Origin of the sequence: Actinomadura sp. 3N407, from assembly GCF_052245875.1 — a bacterium.
Lineage (GTDB): Bacteria > Actinomycetota > Actinomycetes > Streptosporangiales > Streptosporangiaceae > Spirillospora.
Genome location: NZ_JBQQBP010000006.1, coordinates 357,590 through 383,818, shown reverse-complemented (window position 1 = coordinate 383,818; position 26,229 = coordinate 357,590). Strand labels below are relative to the sequence as shown.

The 26,229-nt window shown below is 72.6% G+C and carries 24 protein-coding genes; 21 read left to right on the top strand and 3 right to left on the bottom strand.

The genetic code is table 11. The features are described 5' to 3' along the window. Window positions 1-139: 139 nt before the first annotated feature. Genes ACTWPP_RS18235 through ACTWPP_RS18225 form a run of 3 tightly spaced genes read left to right on the top strand, consistent with a single transcriptional unit; the run spans window position 140 to window position 3,067 of the window. The gene (locus ACTWPP_RS18235) at window positions 140-1,945 is read left to right on the top strand and encodes a DEDD exonuclease domain-containing protein (RefSeq protein WP_443105460.1); all 1,806 of its coding nucleotides are present in this window, start codon (window positions 140-142) and stop codon (window positions 1,943-1,945) included. 38 nt (window positions 1,946-1,983) lie between these two features. Beyond that, entirely contained in the window at window positions 1,984-2,733 is a 750-nt protein-coding gene (locus ACTWPP_RS18230; protein WP_443105459.1) for a rhomboid family intramembrane serine protease, read from the top strand. A gap of 46 nt (window positions 2,734-2,779) precedes the next feature. After that, a complete protein-coding gene (locus ACTWPP_RS18225) occupies window positions 2,780-3,067 on the top strand; it encodes an Lrp/AsnC family transcriptional regulator (RefSeq protein ID WP_443105458.1) in 288 nt (95 codons plus the stop codon). 17 nt (window positions 3,068-3,084) lie between these two features. Here ACTWPP_RS18225 and trpD read toward each other — a convergent pair whose 3' ends face one another. After that, on the bottom strand, window positions 3,085-4,170 hold the full coding sequence (gene trpD, locus ACTWPP_RS18220; protein WP_443105457.1) for an anthranilate phosphoribosyltransferase: 1,086 nt from the start codon (window positions 4,168-4,170) through the stop codon (window positions 3,085-3,087). A gap of 46 nt (window positions 4,171-4,216) precedes the next feature. After that, entirely contained in the window at window positions 4,217-4,639 is a 423-nt protein-coding gene (locus tag ACTWPP_RS18215; protein ID WP_443105456.1) for a hypothetical protein, read from the bottom strand. Window positions 4,640-4,702: 63 nt separating this feature from the next. Here ACTWPP_RS18215 and ctaE point away from each other — a divergent pair, with 63 nt between their 5' ends. From ctaE to ACTWPP_RS18150, 13 genes are all read left to right on the top strand, one after another. Further along, window positions 4,703-5,389, top strand: coding sequence for an aa3-type cytochrome oxidase subunit III (gene ctaE / locus ACTWPP_RS18210; protein ID WP_443105455.1), 687 nt, complete (start codon window positions 4,703-4,705; stop codon window positions 5,387-5,389). 52 nt (window positions 5,390-5,441) lie between these two features. Beyond that, complete coding sequence (qcrC, locus tag ACTWPP_RS18205; protein ID WP_443105454.1) at window positions 5,442-6,350, top strand: cytochrome bc1 complex diheme cytochrome c subunit; 909 nt, start codon at window positions 5,442-5,444, stop codon at window positions 6,348-6,350. Then, complete coding sequence (gene qcrA / locus ACTWPP_RS18200) at window positions 6,347-7,462, top strand: cytochrome bc1 complex Rieske iron-sulfur subunit (RefSeq protein ID WP_443105453.1); 1,116 nt, start codon at window positions 6,347-6,349, stop codon at window positions 7,460-7,462. The genes qcrC and qcrA overlap by 4 nt, the downstream gene beginning before the upstream one ends. Continuing rightward, window positions 7,459-9,081 carry a cytochrome bc1 complex cytochrome b subunit gene (gene qcrB / locus ACTWPP_RS18195; protein ID WP_443105452.1) on the top strand — a complete coding sequence of 541 codons (1,623 nt, stop codon included), beginning with the start codon at window positions 7,459-7,461 and terminating at the stop codon, window positions 9,079-9,081. The genes qcrA and qcrB overlap by 4 nt, the downstream gene beginning before the upstream one ends. 88 nt (window positions 9,082-9,169) lie before the next feature. Beyond that, entirely contained in the window at window positions 9,170-10,297 is a 1,128-nt protein-coding gene (locus ACTWPP_RS18190) for a glycosyltransferase family 4 protein (protein ID WP_443105451.1), read from the top strand. 17 nt (window positions 10,298-10,314) lie between these two features. Next, window positions 10,315-11,106 (top strand): hypothetical protein, encoded by a 792-nt coding sequence (locus ACTWPP_RS18185; RefSeq protein ID WP_443105450.1) that lies wholly within the window; start codon window positions 10,315-10,317, stop codon window positions 11,104-11,106. Window positions 11,107-12,183: 1,077 nt separating this feature from the next. Beyond that, window positions 12,184-12,537 carry a penicillin-binding transpeptidase domain-containing protein gene (locus ACTWPP_RS18180; RefSeq protein ID WP_443105449.1) on the top strand — a complete coding sequence of 118 codons (354 nt, stop codon included), beginning with the start codon at window positions 12,184-12,186 and terminating at the stop codon, window positions 12,535-12,537. 350 nt (window positions 12,538-12,887) lie between these two features. Continuing rightward, the gene (locus ACTWPP_RS18175; protein WP_443105448.1) at window positions 12,888-14,993 is read left to right on the top strand and encodes a hypothetical protein; all 2,106 of its coding nucleotides are present in this window, start codon (window positions 12,888-12,890) and stop codon (window positions 14,991-14,993) included. 7 nt (window positions 14,994-15,000) lie between these two features. Continuing rightward, on the top strand, window positions 15,001-15,840 hold the full coding sequence (locus tag ACTWPP_RS18170; RefSeq protein WP_443105447.1) for a hypothetical protein: 840 nt from the start codon (window positions 15,001-15,003) through the stop codon (window positions 15,838-15,840). Further along, on the top strand, window positions 15,837-17,348 hold the full coding sequence (locus ACTWPP_RS18165; protein ID WP_443105446.1) for a ferredoxin: 1,512 nt from the start codon (window positions 15,837-15,839) through the stop codon (window positions 17,346-17,348). Before ACTWPP_RS18170 ends, ACTWPP_RS18165 begins: the two co-directional genes overlap by 4 nt. Before the next feature lie 171 nt (window positions 17,349-17,519). Continuing rightward, on the top strand, window positions 17,520-18,125 hold the full coding sequence (locus ACTWPP_RS18160) for a DUF4142 domain-containing protein (protein WP_443105445.1): 606 nt from the start codon (window positions 17,520-17,522) through the stop codon (window positions 18,123-18,125). 35 nt (window positions 18,126-18,160) lie between these two features. Continuing rightward, window positions 18,161-19,813, top strand: a complete 1,653-nt coding sequence (locus ACTWPP_RS18155) for a DUF1996 domain-containing protein (RefSeq protein WP_443105444.1) — start codon at window positions 18,161-18,163, stop codon at window positions 19,811-19,813. 151 nt (window positions 19,814-19,964) lie between these two features. Further along, the gene (locus ACTWPP_RS18150) at window positions 19,965-20,624 is read left to right on the top strand and encodes an NAD(P)-binding oxidoreductase (RefSeq protein ID WP_443105443.1); all 660 of its coding nucleotides are present in this window, start codon (window positions 19,965-19,967) and stop codon (window positions 20,622-20,624) included. A 24-nt stretch (window positions 20,625-20,648) separates the two neighbouring features. On the opposite strand, the gene ACTWPP_RS18145 is transcribed toward ACTWPP_RS18150, so the two are convergent. Beyond that, entirely contained in the window at window positions 20,649-22,439 is a 1,791-nt protein-coding gene (locus tag ACTWPP_RS18145; protein WP_443105442.1) for an AMP-dependent synthetase/ligase, read from the bottom strand. Window positions 22,440-22,669: 230 nt separating this feature from the next. On the opposite strand from ACTWPP_RS18145, the gene ACTWPP_RS18140 reads away from it, so the two are divergent. The 5 genes from ACTWPP_RS18140 to ACTWPP_RS18120 all read left to right on the top strand — a co-directional run bounded on the left by ACTWPP_RS18140 (window position 22,670) and on the right by ACTWPP_RS18120 (window position 26,227). Further along, the gene (locus ACTWPP_RS18140) at window positions 22,670-23,362 is read left to right on the top strand and encodes a copper homeostasis protein CutC (protein ID WP_443105441.1); all 693 of its coding nucleotides are present in this window, start codon (window positions 22,670-22,672) and stop codon (window positions 23,360-23,362) included. Window positions 23,363-23,445: 83 nt separating this feature from the next. Continuing rightward, the gene (locus ACTWPP_RS18135; RefSeq protein WP_443105440.1) at window positions 23,446-24,213 is read left to right on the top strand and encodes a metallophosphoesterase family protein; all 768 of its coding nucleotides are present in this window, start codon (window positions 23,446-23,448) and stop codon (window positions 24,211-24,213) included. A gap of 64 nt (window positions 24,214-24,277) precedes the next feature. Further along, complete coding sequence (locus ACTWPP_RS18130; protein WP_443105439.1) at window positions 24,278-24,712, top strand: SRPBCC family protein; 435 nt, start codon at window positions 24,278-24,280, stop codon at window positions 24,710-24,712. Window positions 24,713-24,765: 53 nt separating this feature from the next. Further along, window positions 24,766-25,212 carry a hypothetical protein gene (locus ACTWPP_RS18125; protein ID WP_443105438.1) on the top strand — a complete coding sequence of 149 codons (447 nt, stop codon included), beginning with the start codon at window positions 24,766-24,768 and terminating at the stop codon, window positions 25,210-25,212. Between the two features lie 46 nt (window positions 25,213-25,258). Beyond that, window positions 25,259-26,227 carry an ROK family glucokinase gene (locus tag ACTWPP_RS18120; protein ID WP_443105437.1) on the top strand — a complete coding sequence of 323 codons (969 nt, stop codon included), beginning with the start codon at window positions 25,259-25,261 and terminating at the stop codon, window positions 26,225-26,227. Window positions 26,228-26,229: the final 2 nt, after the last annotated feature.

The following is a 26,229-nucleotide window of genomic DNA, read 5'->3' as shown; positions in this document are numbered from 1 at the left end:
CCAGCACGAACGTGTGATCGGACGGATCGCGCCGGCCTCCCCCGAGCCGTCCCGCGACCCCCGCCAGGCGGGACGTGCCGGCGCCCCTCAACCCTAGCGGGCCCGGCTTCTGTCGGTGGCGTCCTCTACGGTCGCGCACATGACGGCTGCGCACGGTGTCCAGGGGGCCGGTGTCCAGGGAACCTTGGACGACCTTGGCACGCCATTGTCCGACGTCACCTTCGTGGTGGTCGACCTGGAGACCACCGGCGGCTCGGCCGCCGACTCGGCCATCACCGAGATCGGCGCGGTCAAGGTCCGCGGCGGTGAGGACCTCGGCGAGCTCGGCACGCTGGTCGACCCCGGCGGGCCCGTCCCGCCGTTCATCACCGCGCTGACCGGCATCACCACGGCGATGGTGACGGCCGCGCCGCGCATCGAGTCGGTGCTGCCCGCGTTCCTGGAGTTCGCCCGCGGCTGCGTGCTCGTGGCGCACAACGCCTCTTTCGACATCGGCTTCCTCAAGGCCGCCTGCGCCGAGCACGGCTACGCCTGGCCCACCTTCCCCGTCGTCGACACCGTCGACCTCGCCCGCCGCGTCCTGTCCAAGGACGAGGTGCCCAACTGCAAGCTCGGCACGCTGGCCCGCTTCTTCCGCACCTCCACCGAGCCGACGCACCGGGCGCTCGCCGACGCCCGCGCCACCGTGGAGGTCCTGCACGGCCTGATCGAGCGGCTCGGCTCGTTCGGCGTCACCTCGCTGGAGGAGATGCGCGGTTTCGCCAAGGCCCCCACGCCCGAGCAGCGCCGCAAACGCCACCTCGCCGACGACGTCCCGAGCGCGCCCGGCGTCTACCTGTTCGAGGACGCCTCCGGCGAGGTGCTCTACGTCGGCAAGAGCGGCGACCTGCGCTCGCGGGTGCGCAGCTACTTCACCGGCTCGGAGACGCGGTGGCGCGTCCGGGAGATGGTCGGCCTCGCAGAGAAGGTCCGGACGATCGAGTGCGCCACCGGGCTGGAGGCCGAGGTCCGCGAGCTGCGGCTGATCGCCGAGCACAAGCCCCGCTACAACCGCCGCTCCAAGTTCCCCGAGCGGGCGATCTGGCTGAAGCTGACCGTGGAGCCGTTCCCGCGGCTGTCCATCGTCCGCGAGTGCCGCACCGACGGCGCCCGCTACCTCGGGCCGATCTCCTCCCGCCGGCAGGCCGAAGAGGCGCGCGCCGCGATGCACGAGGCCGTCCCGCTGCGCCAGTGCACCCAGCGGCTGACGCTCCGGCTGATCGAGCGCGGCCGGGCCAGCGCGTGCGCGCTCGCCGACATCGGCCGCTGCGGCGCGCCCTGCGACGGCCGCGAGTCCCCCGACGCCTACGCCGTCCACGTCGGGACGGCGCACTCGGTCATGGAGGGCGACGTGCGTCCCGTCGTGGCCGCCGCCCAGGTGCGCATCGACCGGCTCGCCTCCGAACTGCGCTACGAGGAGGCCGGCGCCCAGCGCGACCGGCTCGCCGCGTTCGTCCGCGCCGCCGCGCGCGGGCAGCGGCTCGCCGCGCTGTCCCGGCTCCCCGAGCTGGTGGCCGCCCGCCCCGGCTTCGACGGCGGATGGGAGCTGTCGGTCGTGCGTTACGGACGCCTCGCCGCCGCCGGCACCGTCCCGCCCCGCGCCCACCCCCGCCCGTACGTCGACGCGCTCATCGCCACCGCCGAGACCGTCTTCCCGCCCGCGGGCGAGGCGCCCGGCGGCGTCGCGCTCGGCGAGCCGCCCTCGGCGGGCGCCACGGCCGAGGAGATGGAGTGCGTGCTGCGGTGGCTCGATCTGCCCGGTGTCCGCCTGGTCGAGGTCGACGGAGCCTGGACGTGTCCCGCGCACGGCGCCGAGGGCCTGCGCGGGCTCATCGACCGCGCCTACGACAGGACGTACGAGCGCCGCGAGCGGTCCCATTCCAGGCCCGGCCGCCCGCTAAGGTGATCGGGGAAGCTCGGCGCTCGGAGAGGACGACCCCACGCATGGCCCTGCCTCTCTACGACAGCCAGCCGGCCCGGCGCGTCCCGTGGGTGACGTACCTGCTGGTGGCCGCCAACGTGGTGGTGTTCCTGCTCACCCCGATGTCGAACTTCGCCACCTGGTACGGCGAGGACCGGGTCCGCGAGTGCAAGGCGGCCCACTTCACCTACGAGTACGGCGCCGTCCCCAAGGAGCTGACGACCGGCGACCAGCAGCGGATGCCGGCCGAGATCGTCCGCAGCTGCGGGCCCGCGAGCTTCGACAAGGCGCCCTGGACGTCGGCGTTCACCTCGATGTTCCTGCACTCGGGGGCGCTGCACCTGCTCGGCAACCTCGTCGCGCTGTTCGTCGTCGGGATGGGCGTCGAGGACCGGCTCGGACGATGGCGCTACCTGTTCAGCTATCTCGTCTTCGGGCTCGCGGCCGTCTACGGCTTCGCCTGGACCTCGCCGGACTCCATCGTCCCGCTCATCGGCGCGTCCGGCGCCATCGCGGGGGTGATGGGCGCCTACGTGATCCTCAACCCCCGCGGCCGCGTCGTCAGCTTCGTGCCGCCGATCATCGTGATCCGGCTGCCCGTGTGGGTGGTGCTCGGGTACTGGTTCGTCCTGCAGTGGCTGTCGCTGGGCGACGAGAAGAGCAACGTGGCCTACACGGCGCACATCTACGGATTCGTCGCCGGGGTGGTGTTCGCGCTTCTCGCGCGCCGGGCCGGCGCGGCCGGCCGCCTCGCCGCCCTGAGCCGCGGCTGACCGGTGCCGGTAGGGTCGGAGCGTCGCAATCTCAGGGGAGGGTGAAGTGGTCACTGCGATCGTGTTCGTCAAGGCCGACGTCGCGCGCATCCACGAGGTGGCCGAGACGATCGCCGCCCTGGACGGCGTCAGCGAGGTCTACTCCATCACCGGGGAGCACGACCTGATGGCGATGGTCAGGGTGGGCGGCCACGAGGAGCTGAACGACGTCATCCCGGGCCGCCTGAACAAGGTCCCCGGAATCGTCGACACCGAGACCCACATCGCGTTCCGCACCTACTCCCAGCACGACCTGGAGCAGGCGTTCGCCCTGGGCCTCCCCGACGCCGACTGACTGAGCCAACCGACCGACTAAGCCTTTCCAGAAGCCTGGGGACCGCCCCCGGAAGCGACGCGGAGGCTCTGGGAGAGGTCGATCCAGCGGTCCAGGAGCGTGCTCGCGGCGCCGGAGTCGACGGCGACGGCGGCGCGCTCGTAGCCGTCCCGCAGTGCCCCGGTGAGCCCGTCTGCGGACGGCGCGCCGTCGTAGGCGGTGATGAGCGCGGCGGCGTTCAGCAGCACCATGTCGCGGACCGGCCCCTGCCGCCCGCCGAACGTCTCGCGGGCCACCCGCCCGTTGAACGCCGCGTCGGCGCCGCGCAGGTCCTCCGGCTCGGCCGGCGGGATGCCGAGATCGGACGGGTCGAACGTCGTCTCCGTCGCCGTCCCGTCGCGGACGACCCACACCGTCGAGGTCCCGGTGGTCGTCAGCTCGTCCAGTCCGTCGTCGCCGCGGAACACCAGCGACGAGCAGCCGCGGGCGGCGAACACTCCGGCGACCACGCCCGCCATCCGCGGGTGGAACACCCCGACCGCCTGGGAGGTCGGCCGGGCCGGGTTCGTCAGCGGGCCGAGGAAGTTGAACACCGTCGGCGTGCCGAGTTCGCTGCGCGTCCGCGCCGCGTGCTTGAGCGCCGGGTGGTACAGCGGCGCGAAGCAGAAGGTGATGCCGATGTCCCCGGCGACCCGCGCGGTGGCCTCGGGGGACAGGTCGATGGCGACGCCGAGGTGCTCCAGCAGGTCCGCGGCGCCGCACGACGACGACGCCGCCCGGTTGCCGTGCTTGACGACCCGGACGCCCGAGGCGGCGGCGACCACGGCCGCCATCGTGGAGACGTTGACCGTGTGCGCCCGGTCGCCGCCCGTCCCGACGAGGTCGGCGATGCGGCCCGGCACGTCCACGGGCGTGGCGTTGTCCATCATGCCTTCGGCGAGGCCGGTGACCTCCTCGACCGTCTCGCCCTTGGCGCGCAGCGCGACCGCGAAGCCCGCGATCTGCACGTCGGTGGCCTCCCCGGCCATGATGCTGTTCATGGCCCAGGAGGTCTCCTCGCTGGACAGCGAGTCGCCCGAGAGCAGGGCGTTGAGGAGTGCGGGCCAGGTGGTGCGCGCGTCCATGTCCCCTACAGCGTCGATCGGTTGACGGGCTAGACGGGTCGGCGGGCTAGAGGACCGGCAGGCGGGTCTCGATGCGCTTGCGCATCAGGCCGGCGAGCGCGTTCGCGACGGCGATCGGGTCGAGCGGCAGGCTCACGACGGCGTCGGCGCGCGACCAGGTCGCGAGCCAGCCGTCGTCGCGGCGGCCGATGACGGCCAGGACGGGCGGGCAGTCGTACACCTCGTCCTTGGCCTGCCGGCAGACGCCGAGGCCGCCGGCGGGCTGCGCCTCGCCGTCCACGATGAGGACGTCGATGTCGCCCTCGTCGAGCCGCTCGACGAGGGCGGGCTGCGTCGCCCGCTCGACGAACTCGACCTTCGGGAGGCCGGCGGCAGGGCGGCGCCCGATCGCCATCCGGATCTGTGCGCGGGTGTTCGCGTCGTCGCTGTAGACGAGAACCTTCATCGGGCTCTCCGGGACGGTGCTCATGGACGTGAAGGCTACCGGGTCGGAGGCGCCGGGGACACGCTCGGGAACCCTAGAAGGGGGGTCATGCGCCACCCACGGGATGGGGGCGCAATAATGTCGCCCGTGACAGCTTCCGCGATAGAGACAACACCTCACGCACGGGCGAACCGTCCCAATCTCGTCAGCGTGGGGACGATCGTTTGGCTGTCGTCCGAGCTGATGTTCTTCGCGGCGCTGTTCGCGATGTTCTTCACGATCCGCTCCGTGACGATCGGCCAGTCCGGGCCAGACGCCTGGCCGGGCGCCCCCCTGGACCTGCCGCTGTCGGCTTTCAACACCACCATCCTCGTGCTGTCCTCGGTGACGTGCCAGATCGGGGTGTTCAAGGCCGAGGCCGGCAAGGTGGGCCGTGACGGCGGCCTGCTGAACTTCCGGCGCTGGGGACTGCGCGAGTGGTACGTGCTCACGTTCCTCATGGGCGGCTACTTCGTGGCCGGCCAGGCGTACGAGTACTACAACCTGGTCACCCACGACGGGCTGACCTTCTCGTCCTCGGCCTACGGGTCGGTCTTCTACCTGGCGACCGGCTTCCACGGCCTGCACGTCATCGGCGGCCTCATCGCGTTCCTGTTCATCCTCGGGCGGACCTACGCCGCGAAGCGGTGGACGCACGAGCAGGCGACGAGCGCGATCGTCGTGTCCTACTACTGGCATTTCGTCGACGTGGTGTGGATCGGCCTGTTCTCGGTCGTCTACCTGCTCGACGTCTGACCGGCCCGACGACCCTGACCCACCAGAAGACATGACCCGAACGGGGATTTCCGTGAAAAGGATCACCGCATGGCGACGGCGCCCGTGGGCTGGCTACGCCGTCGTGCTGGCGGCCCTGGCGGCGATCGGCGTCATCTACGCCGGCTTCTCGCCGAAGACCGACCGCGCCGAGGCGCAGAGCAGCGCCCAGGCCGCGCAGGATCTGAAGAACGGCCAGGCGCTGTTCAACAAGAACTGCGCGAGCTGCCACGGGCAGAACGCCCAGGGCACCGAGGACGCCGATGGCAACCCGATCGCGCCCAGCCTGATCGGCGTGGGCGCGGCCTCCGTCGACTTCCAGGTCACCACGGGCCGCATGCCCGCGATGAACCCCGGCGCGCAGGTGCCGCGCAAGGAGCCGATCCCCGCCTTCAACACCTCGATCAAGACCGACTACGAGGAACCGGAGAAGCGGCGGCACGCCGAGGAGCAGGTCGCCCAGGCGCAGAAGAACGTCGCCGACCTGCGCGCCTACATCCAGTCGCTGGGCGGCGGCCCGGAGGTTCCGTCGGCTTCGGCCGTCGACCCCGAGGGCGGTGACGTCGCGCTCGGCGGCAAGCTGTTCCGCACCAACTGCGCCCAGTGCCACAACTTCACCGGCCAGGGCGGCGCGCTGACCGGCGGCAAGTACGCGCCCCCGCTGACGGGGGACGTCACGCCCACCCAGATGTACGAGGCGATGCTGACCGGGCCGCAGGCGATGCCGGTGTTCAACGACACCACGCTCACGCCGGAGGACAAGCGGGCGATCATCGCCTACCTGGTCGATGTGCGCAACGAGCCGAACCCGGGCGGTAACGGCCTCGGCCGGATCGGCCCGGTGAGCGAGGGCCTGGCCGGCTGGCTGGTCGGGCTCGGGCTGCTCGTGCTGGCCGCCATGTGGATCACCGCGAAGAAGCCGAAGAAGCTGAAGAAGTCATGAGCGACGACAACAAGGAGACCGCGGGCTCGACGGACCCGCGCGAGGAGGGCGGCCGGCGCGAGCGCGTGATCGGCACGCCGTCCCCGGCGAGGGAGAAGGCCCTCCTCGCCGAGGACGACATCTCGGCGCCCGCGGGCGTGGGGGAGCAGCTCGACGAGGCGTCGGCCAAGCGGGCCGAGCGGATCGTCGCGGGGTTCTTCCTGCTCGCGTTCGCCGCCAGCGTGACGTTCATCGCGTACTTCATCGGCTGGAGCGGCCGCGACGGCGGCATGCACGGCGTCCTGGACGCCCGCGAGTCCAACTTCTGGCTCGGCGGGACGATGGCGGTGGCGTTCCTCGCGATGGCCATCGGCGTGACCATCTGGGTGCGGCGGCTGATGACCAGCAAGCCGATCGTCCAGGAGCGTCACGAGCTGGCCTCCGACGAGGAGAGCCGGGCCGCCTTCGCCAGTGACTTCCTGGAGGGCGCCGAGGACAGCGGCATCACCAAGCGGCCGCTGCTGCGCCGCACGCTGCTGCTGGCCGCCGCGCCGCTCGGCCTGGCCCCGCTGGTGCTGCTGCGCGACCTCGGCCCGCTGCCGGAGAAGAAGCTCCGCACCACCTACTGGGCCGACGCCGTCGAGCGGGCGAAGAGCGAGGGCAAGCAGGGCGTCCGCCTGGTGGTGGACGGCACCCACAAGCCGCTGCGGGTCAGCGACTTCGCCGAGCCCGGCAGCATGATCACCGTCCTGCCCGAGGGTCTTGAGGAGCACGTTCCCCACGACCAGGTGCTGACGGAGGTCGCCAAGGCGGTCACGATCCTGATCAACGTCCCGGAGGCCCTGTTCAAGCCCGCCGAGGGCCGCGGCAACTGGCACGTCAACGGGGTCGTGGCGTACTCGAAGGTCTGCACGCACGTCGGCTGCCCCGCGGCCCTGTACGAGCAGACCACGCACCACATCCTGTGCCCGTGCCACCAGTCCACGTTCGACGCCACGGACGCGGCGAAGGTCATCTTCGGTCCCGCGGCGCGGCCGCTGCCGCAGCTGCCGCTGGGCGTGGAGGACGGGTACCTCATCGCGACGAGCGACTATCACGAGCCCGTCGGACCGAGCTTCTGGGAGCGCGGATGAGCGACACCACGGCTCCGAAGGCCGTCGAGGGCACGCTCGGCTTCATCGACGAACGCCTCGGGTCCACCACCTTCTTCAGGCGGAACGTCAAGAAGGTCTTTCCGGACCACTGGTCGTTCATGCTGGGCGAGATCGCCCTGTACTCCTTCGTCATCCTGCTGCTGACCGGGACGTTCCTGACGCTCTGGTTCAAGCCGAGCATGGTGGAGGTCGTGTACGACGGTTCGTACACGAACCTGCAGGGCGTGACGATGTCCGAGGCGTACGCCTCGACGCTGCACATCAGCTTCGACGTCCGCGGCGGCCTGCTGATGCGGCAGATCCACCACTGGGCCGCGATCCTGTTCATGGCGTCGATCCTGGCGCACATGCTGCGGGTGTTCTTCACGGGCGCCTACCGCAAGCCGCGCGAGCTGAACTGGCTCATCGGCCTCGGCATGTTCACACTCGGCATCCTGGAGGGCCTGTTCGGCTATTCGCTGCCGGACGACCTGCTCTCCGGCACCGGACTGCGGATCACCCAGGGCGTGGCGGAGTCGATCCCCGTCGTCGGGACCTACATCTACATGTTCCTGTTCGGCGGAGAGTTCCCCGGCCAGGACATCATTCCGCGGCTGTACATGCTGCACATCCTGCTGATCCCGGGGCTGCTGCTCGGCCTGATCACCGCGCACATGATGATCATGTGGCATCAGAAGCACACCGCGATGCCGGTCAAGCACCAGACCGAGAAGCAGGTGTACGGCTACCCGTTCTACCCGGTGTTCATGGCCAAGACGGGCGCCTACTTCCTGTTCACCTTCGGCGTCACGGCCCTGTTCGGCGCGTTCGTGCAGATCAACCCGGTCTGGCTGTACGGCCCGTACGATCCCGGCGCCATCTCGTCCGGCTCCCAGCCGGACTGGTACATGGGCTTCCTCGAAGGCGCGTTGCGGATCATGCCCGGCTGGGAGATCACCGCCTGGGGCCACACGGTCAGCCTGAACGTGCTGATCCCGGCGCTGGTGCCGCTCGGCATCATCATGACCGGCGCGGCGCTGTGGCCGTTCGTCGAGGCGTGGGTGACCGGCGACAAGCGGCAGCACCATGTCAACGACCGGCCGCGCAACGCCCCGGTCCGCACGGCGACCGGGATGGCCGCGGTGACGTTCTACGGGCTGCTGTGGCTCGGCGGCGCGAACGACATCCTCGCCGAGCGGTTCCACATCTCCCTGTTCGCGACGACCTGGTTCTTCCGGGTCACCTTCTTCGTCGGCCCGGTCCTGGCGTTCATCATCACCAAGCGGATCTGCCTCGGCCTGCAGCGCAAGGACGCCGGCATCGTCGGGCACGGCGTGGAGAGCGGCGTGATCCTCATGTCGCCGGACGGCAAGTTCTCCGAGCGGCACGAGCCGGCGCGCGAGGAGGAGAGGGCCGTCCTGCTGTCCAAGGAGAACGCCCGGCCCGAGGCGCCCGAGCGGGACGCCCAGGGCATTCCCGCCGCCAAGGGCCCGATCGGGCACCTGCGCTCGCGGCTGAACCGCGCGTGGACCTTCGACGACGTTCCGGTCGAGGAGCACGAGCACGGCGGGCACGAGGCGATCGAGAGCGGCGAGGGGTCGGAGCAGGTCAAGCGCTGATCCGCCGCCCCGTCCTCCGAGGGGCCCGGCACCGTCACGGCGGTGCCGGGCCCTTCCCGTGCCCGCCCGATCCGTATGCTGGCCGGCGATGACCAAGACGCTGTTCGTCACCAATGACTTCCCGCCCCGTCCGGGCGGCATCCAGGCGTTCGTGCACGGTCTCGCGGTGCGGCGCCCGCCCGGCTCGGTGGTCGTCTACGCCCCGGCCTGGAAGGGCGCCGCGGAGTTCGACGCTGCGCAGCCGTTCCCGGTCGTCCGGCATCCGGGTTCGCTGATGCTGCCGGAGCCGGGCGTGCTGCGCCGGGCCGGAGACGTGCTGCGTGCGGAGGGCTGCGACTCGGTGGTGTTCGGCGCGGCGGCGCCGCTCGGCCTGCTGGCCCCGGCGCTGCGGCGGCGCGGCGCCGGGCGGCTCGTCGGCATGACCCACGGGCACGAGGCGGGCTGGGCGTCGCTGCCGGTGGCGCGGAGCCTTCTCGGGCGCATCGGGGACGACGTGGACGTGCTGACCTACCTGGGCGAGTACACGCGGTCCCGGATGGCGCGGGCGCTGTCGCCGGACGCCGCGGCCCGGATGGCGCGGCTCGCGCCCGGTGTCGACGAGAAGGTCTTCCGCGCGGGCGCCGGCGGCGAGGAGATCCGGGCACGGCATCGCCTGGCGGACCGTCCCGTGGTGGTCTGCGTCTCCCGGCTGGTGCCGCGCAAGGGGCAGGACGCCCTCATCCACGCCTGGCGGCACGTCCTGCGGTCGGTGCCGGACGCCGTGCTGCTGCTCGTCGGCGGCGGCCCGTACCGGGCCGATCTGGAGCGCCTCGCCGCGTCGCTCGGGGTGGGCGGTTCCGTCGTGTTCGCTGGCGGCGTCCCGTGGGAGGAGTTGCCCGCCCACTACGACGCGGGAGACGTGTTCGCGATGCCGTGCCGGACCCGCCGCCGCGGCCTGGACGTGGAAGGGCTCGGCATCGTCTATCTGGAGGCGTCGGCGGCGGGGCTGCCGGTGGTGGCGGGCGATTCCGGCGGCGCGCCCGACGCCGTGCTGGACGGCGAGACGGGGGTCGTCGTGCCCGGCCGTTCGGTCGCCCGCGTCGCCGAGGCGCTCACCGGGCTTCTCACGGACCGCGGCCGTGCACGCGCGATGGGCGAGAAGGGCCGCACCTGGGTGGAGCGCGAGTGGCGCTGGGAGATCCAGGCCGCCCGCCTCGGCGGCCTGCTCGCGTCCTGAGATGGCAGGATGCCGCTATGGACATCGAGGACGCATGGGCCCGCGTTCCCGGGGAGGCCGCCCGGTGGCTGCACGATCTGGATCCCGACCACTGCTATTCGGGGTTCGAGCCTCCGCGCCGCCCCGACTCCGTCTGGCTCCTGCACGCGATGTACGCGTGGGAGGAGGGGCTGGTCACCACGACCCACGACGATGTCCACCAGTCCGTGGCGGCGGCGGGCCTGACCGATTCGGCCGGTGACGTGCCCGGCGATGTGGGCGACCTGCTGGAGGGCGCGATCGTCACCGGCACCGGCCTCGGCCGCAGCGGCGATCCGGGCGCGGGATGGCGGAGGCTGCGCTGGAGGGAGCTCGCGCGCGGCTTCGGCGAGCAGGCCGTCCCGGAGGGGGAGCTGCCGGGCAACCGCTGCCTGCGGCAGGGGCACCACGCCGGGAGCTGGTCGGCGGCCATCCAGCCGCCCGCGGAGGGCTGTCTCGACCGGGAGAGCTGGCACCGGCTGGTCGGGGTGCTGCTGCGGCACAGCCCGTCCGGCTCGGCTACCCGCTGCCTGGCGTACTACTGCCCGCTCGTCACCGCGGACTGGGACGACGAGACGGTCTTCGCGGGACGGCTGGGCGACGCGGCCGCGCTGTACGACCATCCGGCGACGTCCAGCTGCCCGTCCGACCTGTGGGCGGAGGACCGCTCCTGGGTCGTCTACTGCGACTGGGACCTGTGGGGGACGAAGGTCGTCGGCCCCACCGCGCTCATCGACGCCGTCCTGACCGACCCGGGCCTGGAGGCCGTCCGCCTTCCCTGGACGCGCTGACCGGACCGGCGCCCGGGAGAGGACCCCGCCCCCGCGCCGTAGGCGGGGTCCTTTCCCGGGACCGGCGTCCGGTTGGGGCCGTGCTCCGCCTCCGGAGACCAGTTCCACGCGAACACCCCTGCCGAGGTGGGGTTGGGTGGTGATCCGGCGTGGCCGGCCCGGCGCCCTCGTGGGGGAATACCTGGAGACGGGCGCGCCGTTCGGGCCGGCCCGCGGGCCGGATCGAGTTCGCGTGGACGGGAGGGCGGGGCACGACCCCGGCATCCGGCACCGTGGGGCCCGGCCCCGCGACGGTGCCCGTCCGCGGACGGGCAGGAGGGGTGGGCGCCCCCTGGGACGATCCCTGTCGCGGTGATCGATTCATCCGGGGCACCTCCTGCCGCATGTGTCCGCGGTCGTGGACATTTCCGAAGGTAGGGACCGCCCGCCGTTCCGGCATCACCGTTAAAGCGCGCTTAAGGGGCGGATCAGTCATCGCTAAGCCTCACCACATTCGGCCAGAAAGTTCGCGTTCTTCAGCATGTACGGCACTACCGGACATTGAGATGATCATCCTCTGGCGGGCGGAGGAGGTCGCGTGCGATCGAAGGGCCTTGCGGTGCCGGCGGGAGTCCTGGCGGCCGTCCTGGTGGCGGGGCTCACGGCGGGCTGGGCACTGCGGAACCGGCGGGGCGGCGGTCCCGAGGAGATCGCAGCCGGGTACTTCGCGGCCTGGAGCGAGGGGGACCTGGACGAGATGCGCGGGTCTGCGCGACGACGGCGGGCCGCCGCGGCGTGTGAAGCTGTTCGGGGTGGAGAACGGCGAGAAGATCCGCACGACGCTGGACCGGCGCGTTCGCCGGCCTCTACCCGCCCGGCTCGACGTTCAAGGTGATGACCGCGGGCGCGCTGATCGCGGACGGGCCGGCGCCGGGACCGGCGTCGACTGCCCCGCCTCGGTGGTCACCGCGCAGCGCACGATCCACAACGACGAGGACCACGCGCTCGGCCGGACGACGCTGCGGGACGCGTTCGCCGCGTCCTGCAACACCACGTTCGCGCGTCTCGCGGCCGAGCGGCTCGGCGCGGCGGCTGCTGATGGCGTCGGCCGCCGCGGCCGTTGCGGACGGCTCGTGGCGGGCGCCGCGGCTGCTGGCCCCGAAGCTGATCCGCGAGGGCGGGGGAGCGACGCCGGAACCCCGCCGGGTGCCCGGTACCTCCGCGCTCGGCGCGCTGATGCGGGCCGTCGTCACGGGCGGCACCGCCGCGGGCGCGGGACTGCCGCCCGGGACGGCGGGCAAGACGGGCACGGCCGAGTTCGGCGGCGGGTCGCACGCGTGGTTCATCGGATACCGCGACGATCTCGCCTTCTCGGTCTTCGTCGAGGCCGGGGGCTCGGGGCCGAAGGTCGCGGCGCCGCTCGCCGCCCGCTTCCTGAAGGCCGCCGGCTGACCGGTGCCCTGGGGCCGCCCGGCGTCGCGGCGGACGTCCGGAAAAGGTGGGCCCCGGCCTGAACGCGCCGCGGCGTCCGCGCGTACTCCAGGGGAGAGCAGAAGGGCCGCGGGATAGGGCCCGTACGGATTTTTTGGCACCAACGCGCAACTGAGTGACTCATGGGGCGTATGCTCCCGGAGTGATCGAGCGGGTTCGTCAAGAATCCGTTCGGGGAACGCGGTGGGAGCGAGCGGGCTCCCGCACCGCGATCCCCGATGTCTCAGCGGGAAGGCCGCCGGGTGATGAGCCGGGCGGTCCGGAGCCGACCGGCGTTCGCCGAGCCCTCCGTCTCCTCCACAGGAGAGGGCATGGCGCGACGCGATATCGGGCATGCGTCCCGGAACAACACGCATGCTTCACCGTGGGCCGAGACGCCCGCGCGTCCCTCGTCGAGACCTGAGCCCCCTCGGGGGACGTGGTCCGACGAGCCGCAGCCGCGGCCGCAGTGGCCCGAAGGGTCCTGGTGGTCGGAGCAGCCGGACGGCACCGAGCGGGGGCGGCGATCGTCCCGCCGCGGGCCGAGCCGGCGCGAGATGAAGCGGCACGAGGCCCGCGCCAAGCGGTCCCGCCGCCGCACCGAGGACCAGTTCGGCGAGCGGAACAGGCCACCCAAGGACCGGGACGACCGCGACGAGCCGGGTACCCGCCGGTCCGGCGGGCGGACCCGTCAGTTCGACGCGCGGAACGGCCGGCCCGACGCCCGGACGGGGCAGTTCGGCCCCCGCAACGACCCGCCCGATGCGCGGACCCGTCAGTTCGACGCGCGCACCGGCCAGTCCGATGCCCGGGGCCGGCAGTTCGGTCCCCGGGAAGACCCGCCTGATGCGCGGACCCGTCAGTTCGACGCGCGCACCGGCCAGTCCGATGCCCGGGGCCGGCAGTTCGGTCCCCGGGAAGACCCGCCCGATGCGCGGACCCGTCAGTTCGACGCCCGGACGGAACGGTTCGACGCCCGGACGGAGGGTTTCGGGCCGGGCCGGGACCGGTCTCGCGAGTTCCAGCCGCGCGGCGGGCGGACACGGCGCGCCGAGCGGTCACGTTCGCAGCAGCGCGCAGCGGAACGTCCCCAGCAGCGGCCCCCCCGGTCTCGGCAGCCTGCCGGCCCGCAGGCGCGGCGCCCGGCGACGCCGCGGCCCGGGCCGAAGGCCAAGCCGCGGCGCGGGCGGCGCCCGGCCGACCGGATGAGCATCGGCGCGATCGTGCTGTCCACCGCCGTCGGGCTGTCGCTGCTGGGCATCGCCGAGCGGGCGCTGCTGGAGGGCGGGCCCATCGGCGGCACGTCCGACCCCGCCGGCTCGCAGCGCGCGATCACGCCGCCGAAGCCCGGCGGCGACCCGGCACAGCAGCCGCGGCCCGGGCAGCCGCAGCAGCCCGGCCAGAGCGGAGCGCCCGCGGCGCCGTCCCCGCCGAACCTCGGGGTGCTCGCCGGGCAGGTGCGCGAGCTGACCATCGACGAGCGCGGTGCGGCCGCCCGGCAGGCCTACGGCGCGGCGCCGGCGGGCCGGCCGATCGTGGACACGATCCGGACGAGCGCCGACAAGAGCTGGGTGCTCGGCACCACCGCGCTCCCCGTCCCCACCGGCAGCGCCGCGACGCCCGAAGTGGCGTTCTACGCGGCGCGGTGGACGGGCGAGGAGTGGCAGGTCGGGCTCTCCGGCGGGACCGAGTTCAACGCGCTGCTCGGCGCCGTCCCCGCGGACGTCATGCCGGCGGCGGAGGTGCGCGCCCTGCGCCGGTACGGGGCGGTCACCGCCGCGCAGGCCACCGCCCTCGTCAACGGCTCGCGGGCCGGCGACGGCCTGATGCTGCCGTGGAAGACCGGCGAGGTCTGGTCGATGACGACGTCGGACGGCTCCCCCCGCCCGCTGGGCTCGCTGGCGTTCTCCGGCGGCGACGGCCGTGTCCTCGCGGCCGGCGACGGCCGCCTCTACCGCTTCTGCGCCGACGCGGGCAACGCGATGGTCATGCTGATCCACCGGAGCGGCGTCGCCACCACCTACTACCGGCTCCGCGGCGTGCCGCGGGTACGCGACGGCGGCGTCGTCGAGCAGGGCGCCCCGCTCGGCCGCACCGGTACCGAACGCCCCTGCGGCGGCGCGGCCTCACCGCGCGCCGAGGTCGGGTTCGGGCTGCGCCGCGGCGGCGGGCAGATCCCGCTCGACGGCGCGCAGATCGGCGGCTGGACGTTCCGGGAGCGGGCCAACCCCCTCCTCGGCTTCGCCGAACGCGGTGTTCTCCAGGTGCTTCCCGGCGGGCTGATGGCCAACCTCGGCCTGGCCCCGCAGGCGGACGACTCTCCGTCGTCACCGCCGTCCCCCGGCGCCGCGTCGGAGGACGGCGCAGGATCGTCCCCCGCTCCGGCGGAGGGCGCAACCCAGAAGAGGAGTCCGAGCGGTGCGAATTCGCAACAGTGATGATCCCATGGTCCCCACCTGGGCGCTGCGCCTCGTGCTCGTCGGCGCGGTGCTCGTGCTCGTCGGCGCGGCGACCCCGCAGGGCGCCGTCGCGGTCGCGAACGTGCAGTACTTCCTCAACTTCTTCGCCGGCGTCTTCGCCCTCGTGGCGCTGACCATCGCGGTGATGAGCGGCCTGCTGGCCACCGATCGCCTGATCCTGAAGATCCGGCACCGGGTGCTCGCGCAGGCCCTGCACCGCGCCTCCTCGATCGTGGCGGTGGCGATGCTGTTCGCGCACGTGTCGGTGAAGGTGATGGCCGGCCTCGCGCTGCCCATCAACATCATCGTCCCGACGGGCGGGGCGGTCGGCCTCGGCACGGTCGCGTTCGACCTGATGCTCGTCATCATCGTCACCGGGATGCTGCGGTCGCGGTTCGCGCTCCGCGGCAAGGCGTGGGTGTGGCGGTCGGTCCACGCCCTCGCCTACGTCGCCTGGCCGTTCGCGATCGTGCACGGACTGATCACCGGGCGGGCCGCGGCGAACTGGGTCGTCCTCTCCTACGTCATGAGCGTGGTGCTGGTCGTGCTCGCCCTGATGACCCGCCTGATCGTGGTGGTCAAGCCGCGGGAGCTGAACCGGGCCGGCGACGAGATCGACCCGTTCTCCAGGCCGGACGGCGCCGGACGCCGCCGCGACCGGCGTGCGATGGCGGCGATGGAGCACGAGGAGGCCCGCGCCGCCGCGGCGGCCCGCGCCAGGGAGGCCGATCTCCTGGACGGCCTCGACGACCCGCGCGGCACCGTCCAGGACCCGCGCGGCATGCCCGTGTACGGCGGCGGAAATGACACCGAGGTCTACCGATGACATCGACCGTCACCGTCTCCGGCATCGGCGGTCCCCGGCTGACGCTCGGGTTCGACCGGTTCGACCGGCTCGACCTCGACCGGCACCTGGCCGTGCACGGCAGGCTCCGCGCGCCGGAACTGGACGACATCGTCCGCATGTGCGAGCAGGTCGACCTGAGGGGACGGGGCGGCGCGGGCTTCCCGTTCGCCCGCAAGCTGATGGCCGTGGCGGCGCGGGTGAACTACCCGACCGCCGACCAGACCGCGCTGCTGCCCGGCGAGAAGGGCAATGAGCGCGGCTCCAGCGAGGACGTCGTCATCGTCGTGAACGCGGCCGAGGGGGAGCCCGGCAGTGCCAAGGACAAGGTCCTGCTCGGCCGGGCGCCGCACCTCGTCCTCGACGGCGCCCAGATCGCGGCGTCCGCGCTCGGCACCCAGCGGATCGTCGTGGCCGTCGAGGACGACGAGGCCGCGCGCTCGGTCCGCGCCGCGATCAGCGAGCGGCGGATGCCCGCGCGGGTCGTCCGGCTGACCGACCGGTTCATCTCCGGGGAGAGCGGCGCGGTCGTCCAGGCGATCAACGGGGAGACGCCCATCCCGCCGGGCGTCAAGGTCCGCGCGTCCGACTCCGGCGTCGACGGCTACCCGACGCTGCTGTCCAACACCGAGACGTTCGCGCAGCTCGCCGTGCTCGTCTCCCTCGGCCCCGACCTGTACGCGTCGGCCGGCACGGAGGACGAGCCGGGCACCACGCTGCTCACCATCGGCGGTACCCAGGTCGTGGAGGTGCCGCTCGGCACGCCCCTGCAGGCCGTCCTCGACCACGGCCAGGTGCCGCCGTCCCCGGGCGTGCTCGTCGGCGGCTACCACGGGATGTGGCTCGGCTCGGCCGCGGTCTCGCGGGCCGTGCTGTCGCGCGCCGGGATGCGCCGGGTCGGCGGGACGGTGGGCGCCGGGATCATCCTGCCGCTCAGCCAGGGCACCTGCCCGCTCGGCGAGATCACCCGGATCGCCTCCTACCTGGCCGCGCAGTCGGCCGGGCAGTGCGGGCCGTGCCGGCTCGGGCTGCCCGACGTCGTGCGGTCCCTCAACTCCCTCACCGAGGGGGCGGGGACGGTGGAGGACGTCCGCCGCGCCGCCGGGGTCGGCCGGGGCCGGGGCGCCTGCACCCATCCGGACGGGACGGCCAGGTTCGTCCTTTCGGCGATGGAGGCGTTCGCCGCCGACATCGACGCCCACCGGTGGGGCGGCGGCTGCGGCCTGTCGACCTACGGGGTCCTGCCGCTGCCGGTGCCCGACGGCTCGGAGGGCCGGGTGGCGATCGACTGGAGCCGCTGCGACGGGCACGGCCTGTGCGCCTACATCGTCCCCGAGCTGATCCAGCTCGACCGGTACGGCTTCCCGGTGGTGCTCGGCACCGACATTCCCTCCTGGATGGAAAAGGACGTGCAGAAGGCGGTCGCGATGTGCCCCGCATTGGCGCTGCGTGTCGTCGACGGCGTCCCCGACATCCCGTCCAGACGTTGACGGCCGGCCCGGCGGCCATTTCGGGCGTGCGCAAGAAGGAAAACAGATGAATGCTCTTGAACCCCATGCCCGGCGTGGTGCGTACCTCCCACAGAACCCGCGCCGGGTCCGTCGAGAGATTCCCGGAAGGAGGAAGAAGTTCCCTTGAGGAAATCTTACGGAATCGCTGAAATGCGCAGGCTGTCACGCCTTCGCCTGGGCCGCACACTGCTGATTCTGGCGGCCGTGGCGGCCGTGGGGGCCGCCTTCGTGGTCGTCATGAACCCGGTCGGCGTTCCCGCCAGCGGCGCGGCGAACCTCGGTGGCACCGTGAACACTCGCTGGGGACGTCTGAGCACTCTGGACAGAAAGCTGCTCGTCGCGGTGCGGCAAGCCGGCCTGTGGGAGATTCCCGCAGGTCAGCAGGCACAGCAGCGTGCCACCAACCCTCGGGTGAGGGAGGTCGCCGAGATCATCTGGCAGCAGCACGTGCAGCTGGACGCGGACGCCCGCGCGACCGCGGAGCGGCTCGGCGTGCTCCTGCCCAACGAGCCCAACGGGAGCCAGAAGGCCTGGCTGAGAGAGATGTCGGGCAAATTCGGCGCTGATTACGACAAGATCTGGGTGCACCGGCTGCGCGCCGCGCACGGGGCGGTCTTCGTCGTCATCGCCAAGGTGCGGGCACAGTCCGAGAACACCGAGGTCCGTGCGTTCGCAGAACGCTCCATGAAGTTCGTCAACACGCACATCTCGCTGCTGGAGAGCACGGGCCTGGTACCCAGGCGTGCCCTGAAATGACGTACATCCCACCCCGCAAAAGGGAGTACCTTTCCATGGGAAGCAAGAAAAAAGCCTTCGCCGTGATGATTCCGGCGCTCGCCCTTGTCGCATCGGCTTGTCAGACGACGCCCGGTGGGACCGCGGCCCCGCAACCCGGCGCCAGCACGCCGGCCGCCGCGGACGGCTCCGACCTCGAAGGCGGCGGGAATCTCAACGATGTCGACAACCCGGGCGCCCCCACAGGAGCACCGACCGGCTACCCGAACGGCGGCGGCCAGCAGCCCGGCGGCGGTCAGCAGCCCGGCGGCGGTCAGCAGGACCCGGGTGACGGTGACGGCCAGCCAGGCGACGGCCAGGGCAACGACCAAGGTGACGGCCAGGGCCAGGGCAACGACCAGGGCGACGGCCAGGGCCAGGGCAACGACCAGGGCGACGGCCAGGGCCAGGGCAACGACCAAGGTGACGGTCAGGGCAATGACCAGGGCCAGGGCAACGATCAGGGCCAGGGCAATGACCAGGGCCAGGGCAATGACCAGGGCGACGGTCAGGGCAACGACCAGGGCCAGGGCAACGACCAAGGTGACGGCCAGGGCCAGGGCGACGACCAGGAAGTCGAGATCCCGGAGCTGAGGGCGGACCAGTTCGTCCCGATCCAGCAGGCGCCGCGCGTGCGGCAGCCGCGCAACTCCGGGCAGGCGTCCACCGGCGTGTTCAGCGTCGACTGCGGCACGAACGAGGGGCAGGCGCACAGCAACCCCGACAACGTGGTCGCGGCGCCCGGCGTCGTGAACGGCGCCCACCACATCCACGACTATGTCGGCAACCTCGACACCGACGCCTTCTCGACCGACGAGACCCTCGCCGCGGCGGGGACGACCTGCGAGAACGGCGACAAGTCGGCCTACTACTGGCCGGTGCTGCGGCTCCGTGCGGGCGAGGACGCCTCCGAGCGGGCCGAGCAGAACAAGATCGACGGCAACATCGGCAGCATCGTCGAGCCGGCGGCGGCGCGCCTGGAGTTCCTGGGCAACCCGCGCAGCCAGGTGACCGCGATGCCGCAGTTCCTCCGGATGGCCACCGGTGACGCCAAGGCCATCACGAACGGCCTGCAGAACGCGAAGGCGCAGTGGACCTGCACCGGCTTCGAGGAGCAGGCGTTCACCGACAAGTACCCCCTCTGCCCCGAGGGCAGCCTGGTCACGCGCGTGCTGAACTTCGCGAGCTGCTGGGACGGGGAGAACACCGACAGCGCCAACCACCGCGACCACGTCGCCTTCCCCGACGAGCGGACGGGCGCCTGCCCGGAGGGCACGCAGGCCGTGCCGCAGCTGCGGATGACGCTGACCTACGACGTGCCGGCGGAGCCGCTGGCGTTCGCGCTGGACAGCTTCCCCGAATCAGGCCACGACCCGGTGACCGACCACGGCGACTTCATCAACGTGATGGGTGAAGAGCTGATGCAGCAGGTGGTCAACACCATCAACGGCCAGCCGGGCAATGGTCAGGGCGACCAGGGCGACGGCCAGGGCCAGGGCCAGGGCAATGGTCAGGGTGACCAGGGCGACGGCCAGGGCCAGGGCCAGGGCAATGGTCAGGGTGACCAGGGCGACGGCCAGGGCCAGGGCCAGGGCAATGGTCAGGGCGACCAGGGTGACGGCCAGGGCCAGGGCAACGAGAACGGGACCCGGACCAAGCATCACTACTGATCCACCGGACGTCCGGGTGATCCGGACCGCCCCGGGGCGACCCGGACGCGCGGCCGGTGGGGATGCCGTCTTCGACCTTCGGCGGCGCCTCACCGGCCGCGCTCGCGTGTGCCGCCGCGACTTCGGGCCGCCGGGTCCGTACGATCGCCGCATGGACATCGTGATCGCGGGCGGGCACGGGAAGATCGCACTGCGGCTGTCGCGGCTGCTGGCCGCGCGGGGGGACACCGTGCTGAGCCTGATCCGCAATCCCGGCCACGCGGGCGACGTGCGGGACACCGGCGCCGAGCCGGTGGAGTGCGACCTGGAGTCGGCGGACGCCGGCGAGGTCGCCGGCCATCTGACCGGGGCGGACGCGGTCGTGTTCGCCGCCGGGGCGGGGCCCGGCAGCGGCGCGGCGCGCAAGGACACCGTCGACCGGGCCGCGGCGGTGCTGACGGCGGACGCGGCGGAGCGCGCGGGCGTCCGCGGCTTCGTGCAGATCTCCGCGATGGGCGCGGGCGAGCCGCCCCCGCCGGGCCGCGGCGAGGTGTGGGAGGCCTACATCAGGGCCAAGGGCGAGGCGGAGGACGACCTGCGCCGCCGGGACGCCCTCGACTGGCTGATCCTCCGGCCGGGCCGCCTCACCGACGACCCGCCCACCGGCATGGTGACCCTCGCCGAGCCGCCCATCGGGCACGACGCGGTCACCCGCGGCGACGTCGCGGCGGTCATCGTCGCGCTTCTCGACGCCCGTGACGTCCGCCGCCGCACGCTCGACCTCCTCAACGGCGGCACCCCGATCGCGGACGCCGTCACCGCGCTGCGCTGACCCACCAGGGGGACGGGCCCCCGGTCAGGTGGTGTAGAGCGCCTCGATCTCGTCGGCGAAGTCCTTCATCACGACGTTGCGCTTGACCTTCAGGCTCGGCGTCATGTGGCCGGCCTCCTCGGTGAAGTCGACGCCGAGGATGACGTGCCTCTTGATCGCCTCGGCGTGGCTGACCGACTTGTTGGCCTCGTCGACCGCGGCCTCGATCTCGGCGATGACGTCGGGGTCGCGGCGCAGCTCGTCCACCGTCATCGTCTCGGCCTTGCCGTGCCGGGCCTTCCACGGGCCGAGCGCCTCCTCGTCCAGCGTGACGAGGGCGCTGATGAACTTGCGGCCGTCGCCGACGACCAGGCACTGGCTGATCAGCGGGTGCGCGCGGAGCCTGTCCTCCAGCGGGGCGGGCGCGACGTTCTTGCCCGCCGCGGTGACGAGGATCTCCTTCTTCCGGCCGGTGATCCGCAGGAACCCGTCGTCGTCGAGGGAGCCGAGGTCGCCGGTGTGGAGCCAGCCGTCCTCCAGGGCCTCCTTGGTGGCGGCCTCGTTGTTCCAGTAGCCGCGCAGGATGTTGATGCCGCGGACGAGGACCTCGCCGTCCTCGGCGATGCGGACGTCCACGCCCGGGATCGGCTGCCCCACGGTGCCGATCTTGATGGCGGTGGGGCGGTTGACGCTGGCGGGGGCGGTCGTCTCGGTGAGGCCGTAGCCCTCCAGGATCGTGATGCCGACGCCGCGGAAGAAGTGCCCGAGGCGCTCGCCGAGCGCGGCCCCGCCGGACACCGCGTACTGCACCTTGCCGCCGACCGCCGCGCGCAGCTTGCCGTACACCAGCACGTCGAAGACCTTGTGCTTCGCCTTGAGGCCGAGGCCCGGCCGGCCGTCGTCCAACGCCCGGCTGTAGGCGATCGCGGTCTCGGCGGCCGCCTTGAAGATCTTGCCCTTGCCGTCGGCCGCGGCCTTCTGCTCGGCGCCGTTGTAGACCTTCTCGAAGACGCGCGGTACGGCCAGCAGGAAGGTCGGCTGGAAGGAGGCGAGGTCGGGCAGCAGGTTCGCGATGTCGCTGTGCCCGAGGACGATGCCGCCCTCGATCGTGGCGACCTGGATCAGCCGGGCGAACACGTGCGCCAGCGGCAGGAACAGCAGCGTGGAGCTGCCCTCGACGGCGACCTCGGCGATCGCGCCCTGGACGGCGTTGCGGGACGTCGCCACCAGGTTCCCGTGGGTGATCTCGCAGCCCTTGGGGCGCCCGGTGGTGCCGGAGGTGTAGACGAGCGTGGCGATGTCGGCGGCGGCGCGGGACCGGCGGCGCTCCTCGACGACGTCGTCGCCGGTGTCGGCGCCGAGCTTGCGGACCTGGTCGACGCCGCCCGCGTCGATGCCCCAGACGTGCGCGAGGCCGGGGAGCCGTTCCCGGACCTCCTCGACCGAGGCCGTGTGCTCGTCCGTCTCGGCGAACACGGCCTTCGCGGCGGAGTCGCCGACGATCCACTCGATCTGCTCGGGGGAGGACGTCTCGTAGATGGGGACCGAGACCGCGCCGGCGGTCCAGATCGCGTAGTCGAGAACGGTCCATTCGTAGCGGGTCCGCGACAGCAGGCACACCCGGTCGCCGGACTCGATCCCGGCGGCGATGAGGCCCTTGGCGACGGCGGCCACCTCGGCCGCGAACTCGGCCGCGGTGACGGCGCTCCAGGCGTCGCCGTTCTTGCGGCGCGCCACGATCGTGCCGGGATCCTCCGCCGCCCGGCTGAAGGGCGCATCGGTCAGGGTGGCGGTGTCGGGGACCTCCACCATCACGGGAACGCTGAACTCGCGCACGGCCTGCTCCTGTAGTCGATCTTCGAGGTCGGCGGGGAAGTCCCCCGGAGGCTTCTCCGAAGACGAATGATACCCATGAGTAGGGATTTTTCCCTGGAGGCCAGGTTATCTCCGTCCGTCGGCGGCCCCCTGTTAACGGCACGGCAAAGACCGGCCGTCGTCGGCGGCGTCCGCCGCGTGGTCGCCTACGCTTGAGCCGGTCGCACACGAACGGGGTTCCGGGGGACGCCATGCTGCTCGAAGTGATCGCGCTGACGGCCGAGGACGCGCGGGCGGCGCAGGACGGCGGCGCCGACCGGATCGAGGTCGTCGCGGACATGGCCGCCGACGGCCTCACCCCCGATCCCGACGTCGTCGAGGCGGTGCGGAAGGTCACCACCCTGCCGATGCGGGTGATGCTGCGGGCCAACGCCGGGTTCCGCACGACGGGGTTCGAGCTCGACCGGCTCCGGCGCGCGGCCGCGGGCCTCGCCGAGGCGGGCGCGGACGGGTTCGTCTTCGGCTTCCTCGACTCGTTCGGCCAGGTCGACACGGCCGCGACCGGCAAGCTCGCCGCCGACGCCGCCCCGCTGCCCTGGACGTTCCACCGCGCGGTCGACCACGCCGCCGAGCCCGGCCGGGCGTGGGACGTCGTCCGGCACCTCGGCGGCGGGCTCGACACGGTCCTCACGGCCGGCTCCGCGCGGGGCGTGGACGCCGGGGTGGAGGTCCTCGCCCGGCGCGCCGCCGAGGACCCGGGCTCCGCCAAGATGATCATGGCCGGGGGCGGGCTGCGCCGCAAGCACGTCGCGGTCCTCGCCGCCGCGGGCGTCACCGCGTTCCACGTGGGCACCGCCGTCCGCCCGGACGGCGCCTGGGACGCCCCGGTGGACGCCGCCCTGGTGGGCGAGTGGCGCTCCCTGGTGTCCGCGGCGACCGGCTGACCGGCGGCGACGCCCGGCGTTCCGTCCGATCGACGCGGAACCCGGCCGTTCTCTCGGGCGGTGTGCCCTATTAGAGTCGGTTCATGAGGATCCACGTGGTGAGCGACGTCCATGGCCGCGCGGATGCGCTGGCGAGCGCGGCGGACGGCGCGGACGTGCTCATCTGCCTGGGCGACCTGATCCTGTTCATCGACTACGACGACCACGCGCAGGGGATCTTCGCCGACCTGTTCGGGCAGGAGAACGCCGACCGCTTCATCGCGCTGCGCACCGAGAAGCGCTTCGACGAGGCCCGCGAGTTCTCCCGGGGGTTGTGGGCGTCCCTCGACGGCGACGCGTGGCCGCACATCGAACGCGCGGTCGACCGGCAGTACGCCGAGCTGTTCGCGGCCATGCCGACCCCCGCGTACCTGACGTACGGCAACGTGGACGTCCCGCGCATGTGGGGGGCGCACCTGCGGGAAGGCCACCACGTCCTGGACGGCGAGACCACCGAGATCGGCGGGCTCCGGTTCGGGTTCGTCGGCGGCGGCCTCCGCACCGAGTACCGCACCCCCTACGAACTGGACGACGACGCGTACGCCGCCAAGGTCGAGGCCGTCGGCGAGGTCGACGTGCTGTGCTGCCACATCCCGCCCGACGTCCCCGAACTGCTGTACGACACGGTGGCGCGCCGGTTCGAACGCGGGAGCAGGGCGATCCTGGACGCCGTCCACCGCACCCAGCCGAAGTACGTGTTGTTCGGGCACGTCCATCAGCCGCTCGCGAGCCGGATGCGCATCGGCCGCACCGAATGCGTGAACGTGGGCCACTTCCGGGCCCGTGGCGTGCCGTACGTACTGACGGTGTGAAAGATACTTTCTCTAGGACAGCGGGCCCGCGCGCGGGCTCACCGAGAGCCGGAGGGAGACGCAGATGGCGGACCGCACGAGTTCCACCATCACGGTCAAGGCCGGGAAGGCCGAGATCATGGCGGTGATCGCCGACCTTGAGGCGTACCCGGGGTGGGCGAGCGGCATCCGCGGGTTCACCGTCCAGGAGGCGGGCGAGGACGGCCGGGCGTCCCGCGCCAGGCTGACGTTCGACGGCGGCCCGTTCAGCGACACCGTCGGCCTCGCCTACACCTGGGAGGGCGACGACCGGGTGACGTGGAAGCTGGTGGAGGAGGGCTCGGTCGTCACCGGCCTGCACGGCTCCTACAGCCTGGACGAGCGGGACGGCTCCACCGAGGTGACCTACGAGCTCGCCGTGGACGTCCGGATACCGCTGATCGGCATGGTGAAGCGCAAGGGCGAGAAGCGGATCATCGACTCCGCCCTCAAGGGCCTCAAGCGCCACATGGAGAGCTGAACACCACGCCGAAGCGATACCGTGCACGCCGACGACCGACGGAAGATGGACCCATGAGCGAGCAGCCGGGCGATGCCCTGGACGAGGCGGCCAAGCTTTTCGACACGCTGATCAAGCGGGTGAGCGGAGGCGGAGGCGGCCGGGACCGGGCCGCGCACGAGGACGAGGACGTGTGGGGCCGTGCCACCGCCGAGGAGCCGCACATCGCCACCGGTGCCCCGGAATGCCGCGACTGCCCGATCTGCCGGGCGATCGCGATGAAGCGCGAGGCGGGCGGCGACGTCGGCCGGCATCTGCACGACGCCGGCCGGTCGCTGCTCGCCGCCGCACTGGACGTGGTGGCAGTGTTCGACCGCGCGCGTTCCGAGCGGGCGCGCCGGAACCGGCCGCCGGAGGCGTCGAAGAGCCCGCGGGCGGGTAGGTCCGAGCGGTCGGACCGTCCGGAGACGGGTGATGCGTGGTCGGCCGCCACGGGCGGCGGCCCCACCGACATCGGGTAGTGCGGTACAGGCTCCAGCCGGGGCGCGCGAGGAGGAGGAAGGGTACATGGCCCTGACCATCGGCGTGGATGTGGGCGGCACGAAGGTCGCCGCGGGGGTCGTCGACGACCGGGGGACGATTCTGGAGAAGGTACGCAGGCCGACTCCATCGACCAACCCCAAGGAGACCGCCGAGACCATCGCCGAGGTCGTCGACCTCCTGGCGGGCAAGTTCGAGGAAGTGTCGGCGGTCGGCCTCGGCACCGCGGGCTTCGTCGACGAGACCCGCTCCACCGTGCTGTTCGCGCCGAACCTGGCCTGGCGGGAGGAGCCGATCAAGGAGAAGGTGGAGAGCCTCGTCGGCCTGCCGGTCGTGGTGGAGAACGACGGCAACGCCACCGCCTGGGGCGAGGCCCGCTTCGGCGCCGGCCGCGGCGAGAACTTCCTCGTCCTGGTGGCCCTCGGCACCGGCATCGGCGGCGGCATCATCATCAACGGCGAGCTGTACCGGGGCCGTTTCGGCATCGGCGCCGAGATGGGACATTTCCGGGTGGTCCCGGACGGCCGCCGCTGCGGCTGCGGCAACCGCGGCTGCTGGGAGCAGTACGCCAGCGGCAACGCCCTCGTCCACGAGGCCCGCGACCTGGCCCGGGTGGCGCCCGCGATGGCGGGACGCCTGCTGGAGCTCGGCGACGGCCGCCCCGAGGGCATCAGCGGCCCGGAGGTGTCGCAGGCGGCCCGCGAGGGCGACAAGGCCGCCCTGGAGTGCTTCCGGACCATCGCGCACTGGGCGGGCCAGGGCCTGGCCGACCTCAGCGCGATCCTCGACCCGGGCGCGTTCATCATCGGCGGGGGCCTGTCGGACGCCGGCGACCTGCTGCTCGACCCGGTCCGCGCGGCGTTCGAGGACGCCCTGACCGGCCGCGGCCACCGCCCCCTGCCCGACATCCGCATCGCCGAGCTGGGCTCGGCGGCGGGCATCGTCGGCGCGGCGGACCTGGCCCGTGTCCGCCCCCTCCAGGACGTCATCGTCTAGGC

What these genes read in the sequence shown, in the direction of transcription:
- ACTWPP_RS18155 (WP_443105444.1), top strand. Translation starts at nt 18,161, where the DNA reads ATGGGAAGCAAGAAAAAAGCCTTCGCCGTGATGATTCCGGCGCTCGCC.
- trpD (WP_443105457.1), bottom strand. Translation starts at nt 4,170, where the DNA reads ATGGACGCGCGCACCACCTGGCCCGCACTCCTCAACGCCCTGCTCTCG.
- ACTWPP_RS18230 (WP_443105459.1), top strand. Translation starts at nt 1,984, where the DNA reads ATGGCCCTGCCTCTCTACGACAGCCAGCCGGCCCGGCGCGTCCCGTGG.
- ACTWPP_RS18140 (WP_443105441.1), top strand. Translation starts at nt 22,670, where the DNA reads ATGCTGCTCGAAGTGATCGCGCTGACGGCCGAGGACGCGCGGGCGGCG.
- ACTWPP_RS18130 (WP_443105439.1), top strand. Translation starts at nt 24,278, where the DNA reads ATGGCGGACCGCACGAGTTCCACCATCACGGTCAAGGCCGGGAAGGCC.
- ACTWPP_RS18170 (WP_443105447.1), top strand. Translation starts at nt 15,001, where the DNA reads ATGGTCCCCACCTGGGCGCTGCGCCTCGTGCTCGTCGGCGCGGTGCTC.
- ACTWPP_RS18120 (WP_443105437.1), top strand. Translation starts at nt 25,259, where the DNA reads ATGGCCCTGACCATCGGCGTGGATGTGGGCGGCACGAAGGTCGCCGCG.
- ACTWPP_RS18215 (WP_443105456.1), bottom strand. Translation starts at nt 4,639, where the DNA reads ATGAGCACCGTCCCGGAGAGCCCGATGAAGGTTCTCGTCTACAGCGAC.
- ACTWPP_RS18165 (WP_443105446.1), top strand. Translation starts at nt 15,837, where the DNA reads ATGACATCGACCGTCACCGTCTCCGGCATCGGCGGTCCCCGGCTGACG.
- qcrB (WP_443105452.1), top strand. Translation starts at nt 7,459, where the DNA reads ATGAGCGACACCACGGCTCCGAAGGCCGTCGAGGGCACGCTCGGCTTC.
- ACTWPP_RS18180 (WP_443105449.1), top strand. Translation starts at nt 12,184, where the DNA reads ATGGCGTCGGCCGCCGCGGCCGTTGCGGACGGCTCGTGGCGGGCGCCG.
- ACTWPP_RS18190 (WP_443105451.1), top strand. Translation starts at nt 9,170, where the DNA reads ATGACCAAGACGCTGTTCGTCACCAATGACTTCCCGCCCCGTCCGGGC.
- ACTWPP_RS18175 (WP_443105448.1), top strand. Translation starts at nt 12,888, where the DNA reads ATGGCGCGACGCGATATCGGGCATGCGTCCCGGAACAACACGCATGCT.
- ACTWPP_RS18235 (WP_443105460.1), top strand. Translation starts at nt 140, where the DNA reads ATGACGGCTGCGCACGGTGTCCAGGGGGCCGGTGTCCAGGGAACCTTG.
- ACTWPP_RS18150 (WP_443105443.1), top strand. Translation starts at nt 19,965, where the DNA reads ATGGACATCGTGATCGCGGGCGGGCACGGGAAGATCGCACTGCGGCTG.
- ACTWPP_RS18160 (WP_443105445.1), top strand. Translation starts at nt 17,520, where the DNA reads ATGCGCAGGCTGTCACGCCTTCGCCTGGGCCGCACACTGCTGATTCTG.
- ctaE (WP_443105455.1), top strand. Translation starts at nt 4,703, where the DNA reads ATGCGCCACCCACGGGATGGGGGCGCAATAATGTCGCCCGTGACAGCT.
- qcrA (WP_443105453.1), top strand. Translation starts at nt 6,347, where the DNA reads ATGAGCGACGACAACAAGGAGACCGCGGGCTCGACGGACCCGCGCGAG.
- ACTWPP_RS18185 (WP_443105450.1), top strand. Translation starts at nt 10,315, where the DNA reads ATGGACATCGAGGACGCATGGGCCCGCGTTCCCGGGGAGGCCGCCCGG.
- ACTWPP_RS18125 (WP_443105438.1), top strand. Translation starts at nt 24,766, where the DNA reads ATGAGCGAGCAGCCGGGCGATGCCCTGGACGAGGCGGCCAAGCTTTTC.
- ACTWPP_RS18135 (WP_443105440.1), top strand. Translation starts at nt 23,446, where the DNA reads ATGAGGATCCACGTGGTGAGCGACGTCCATGGCCGCGCGGATGCGCTG.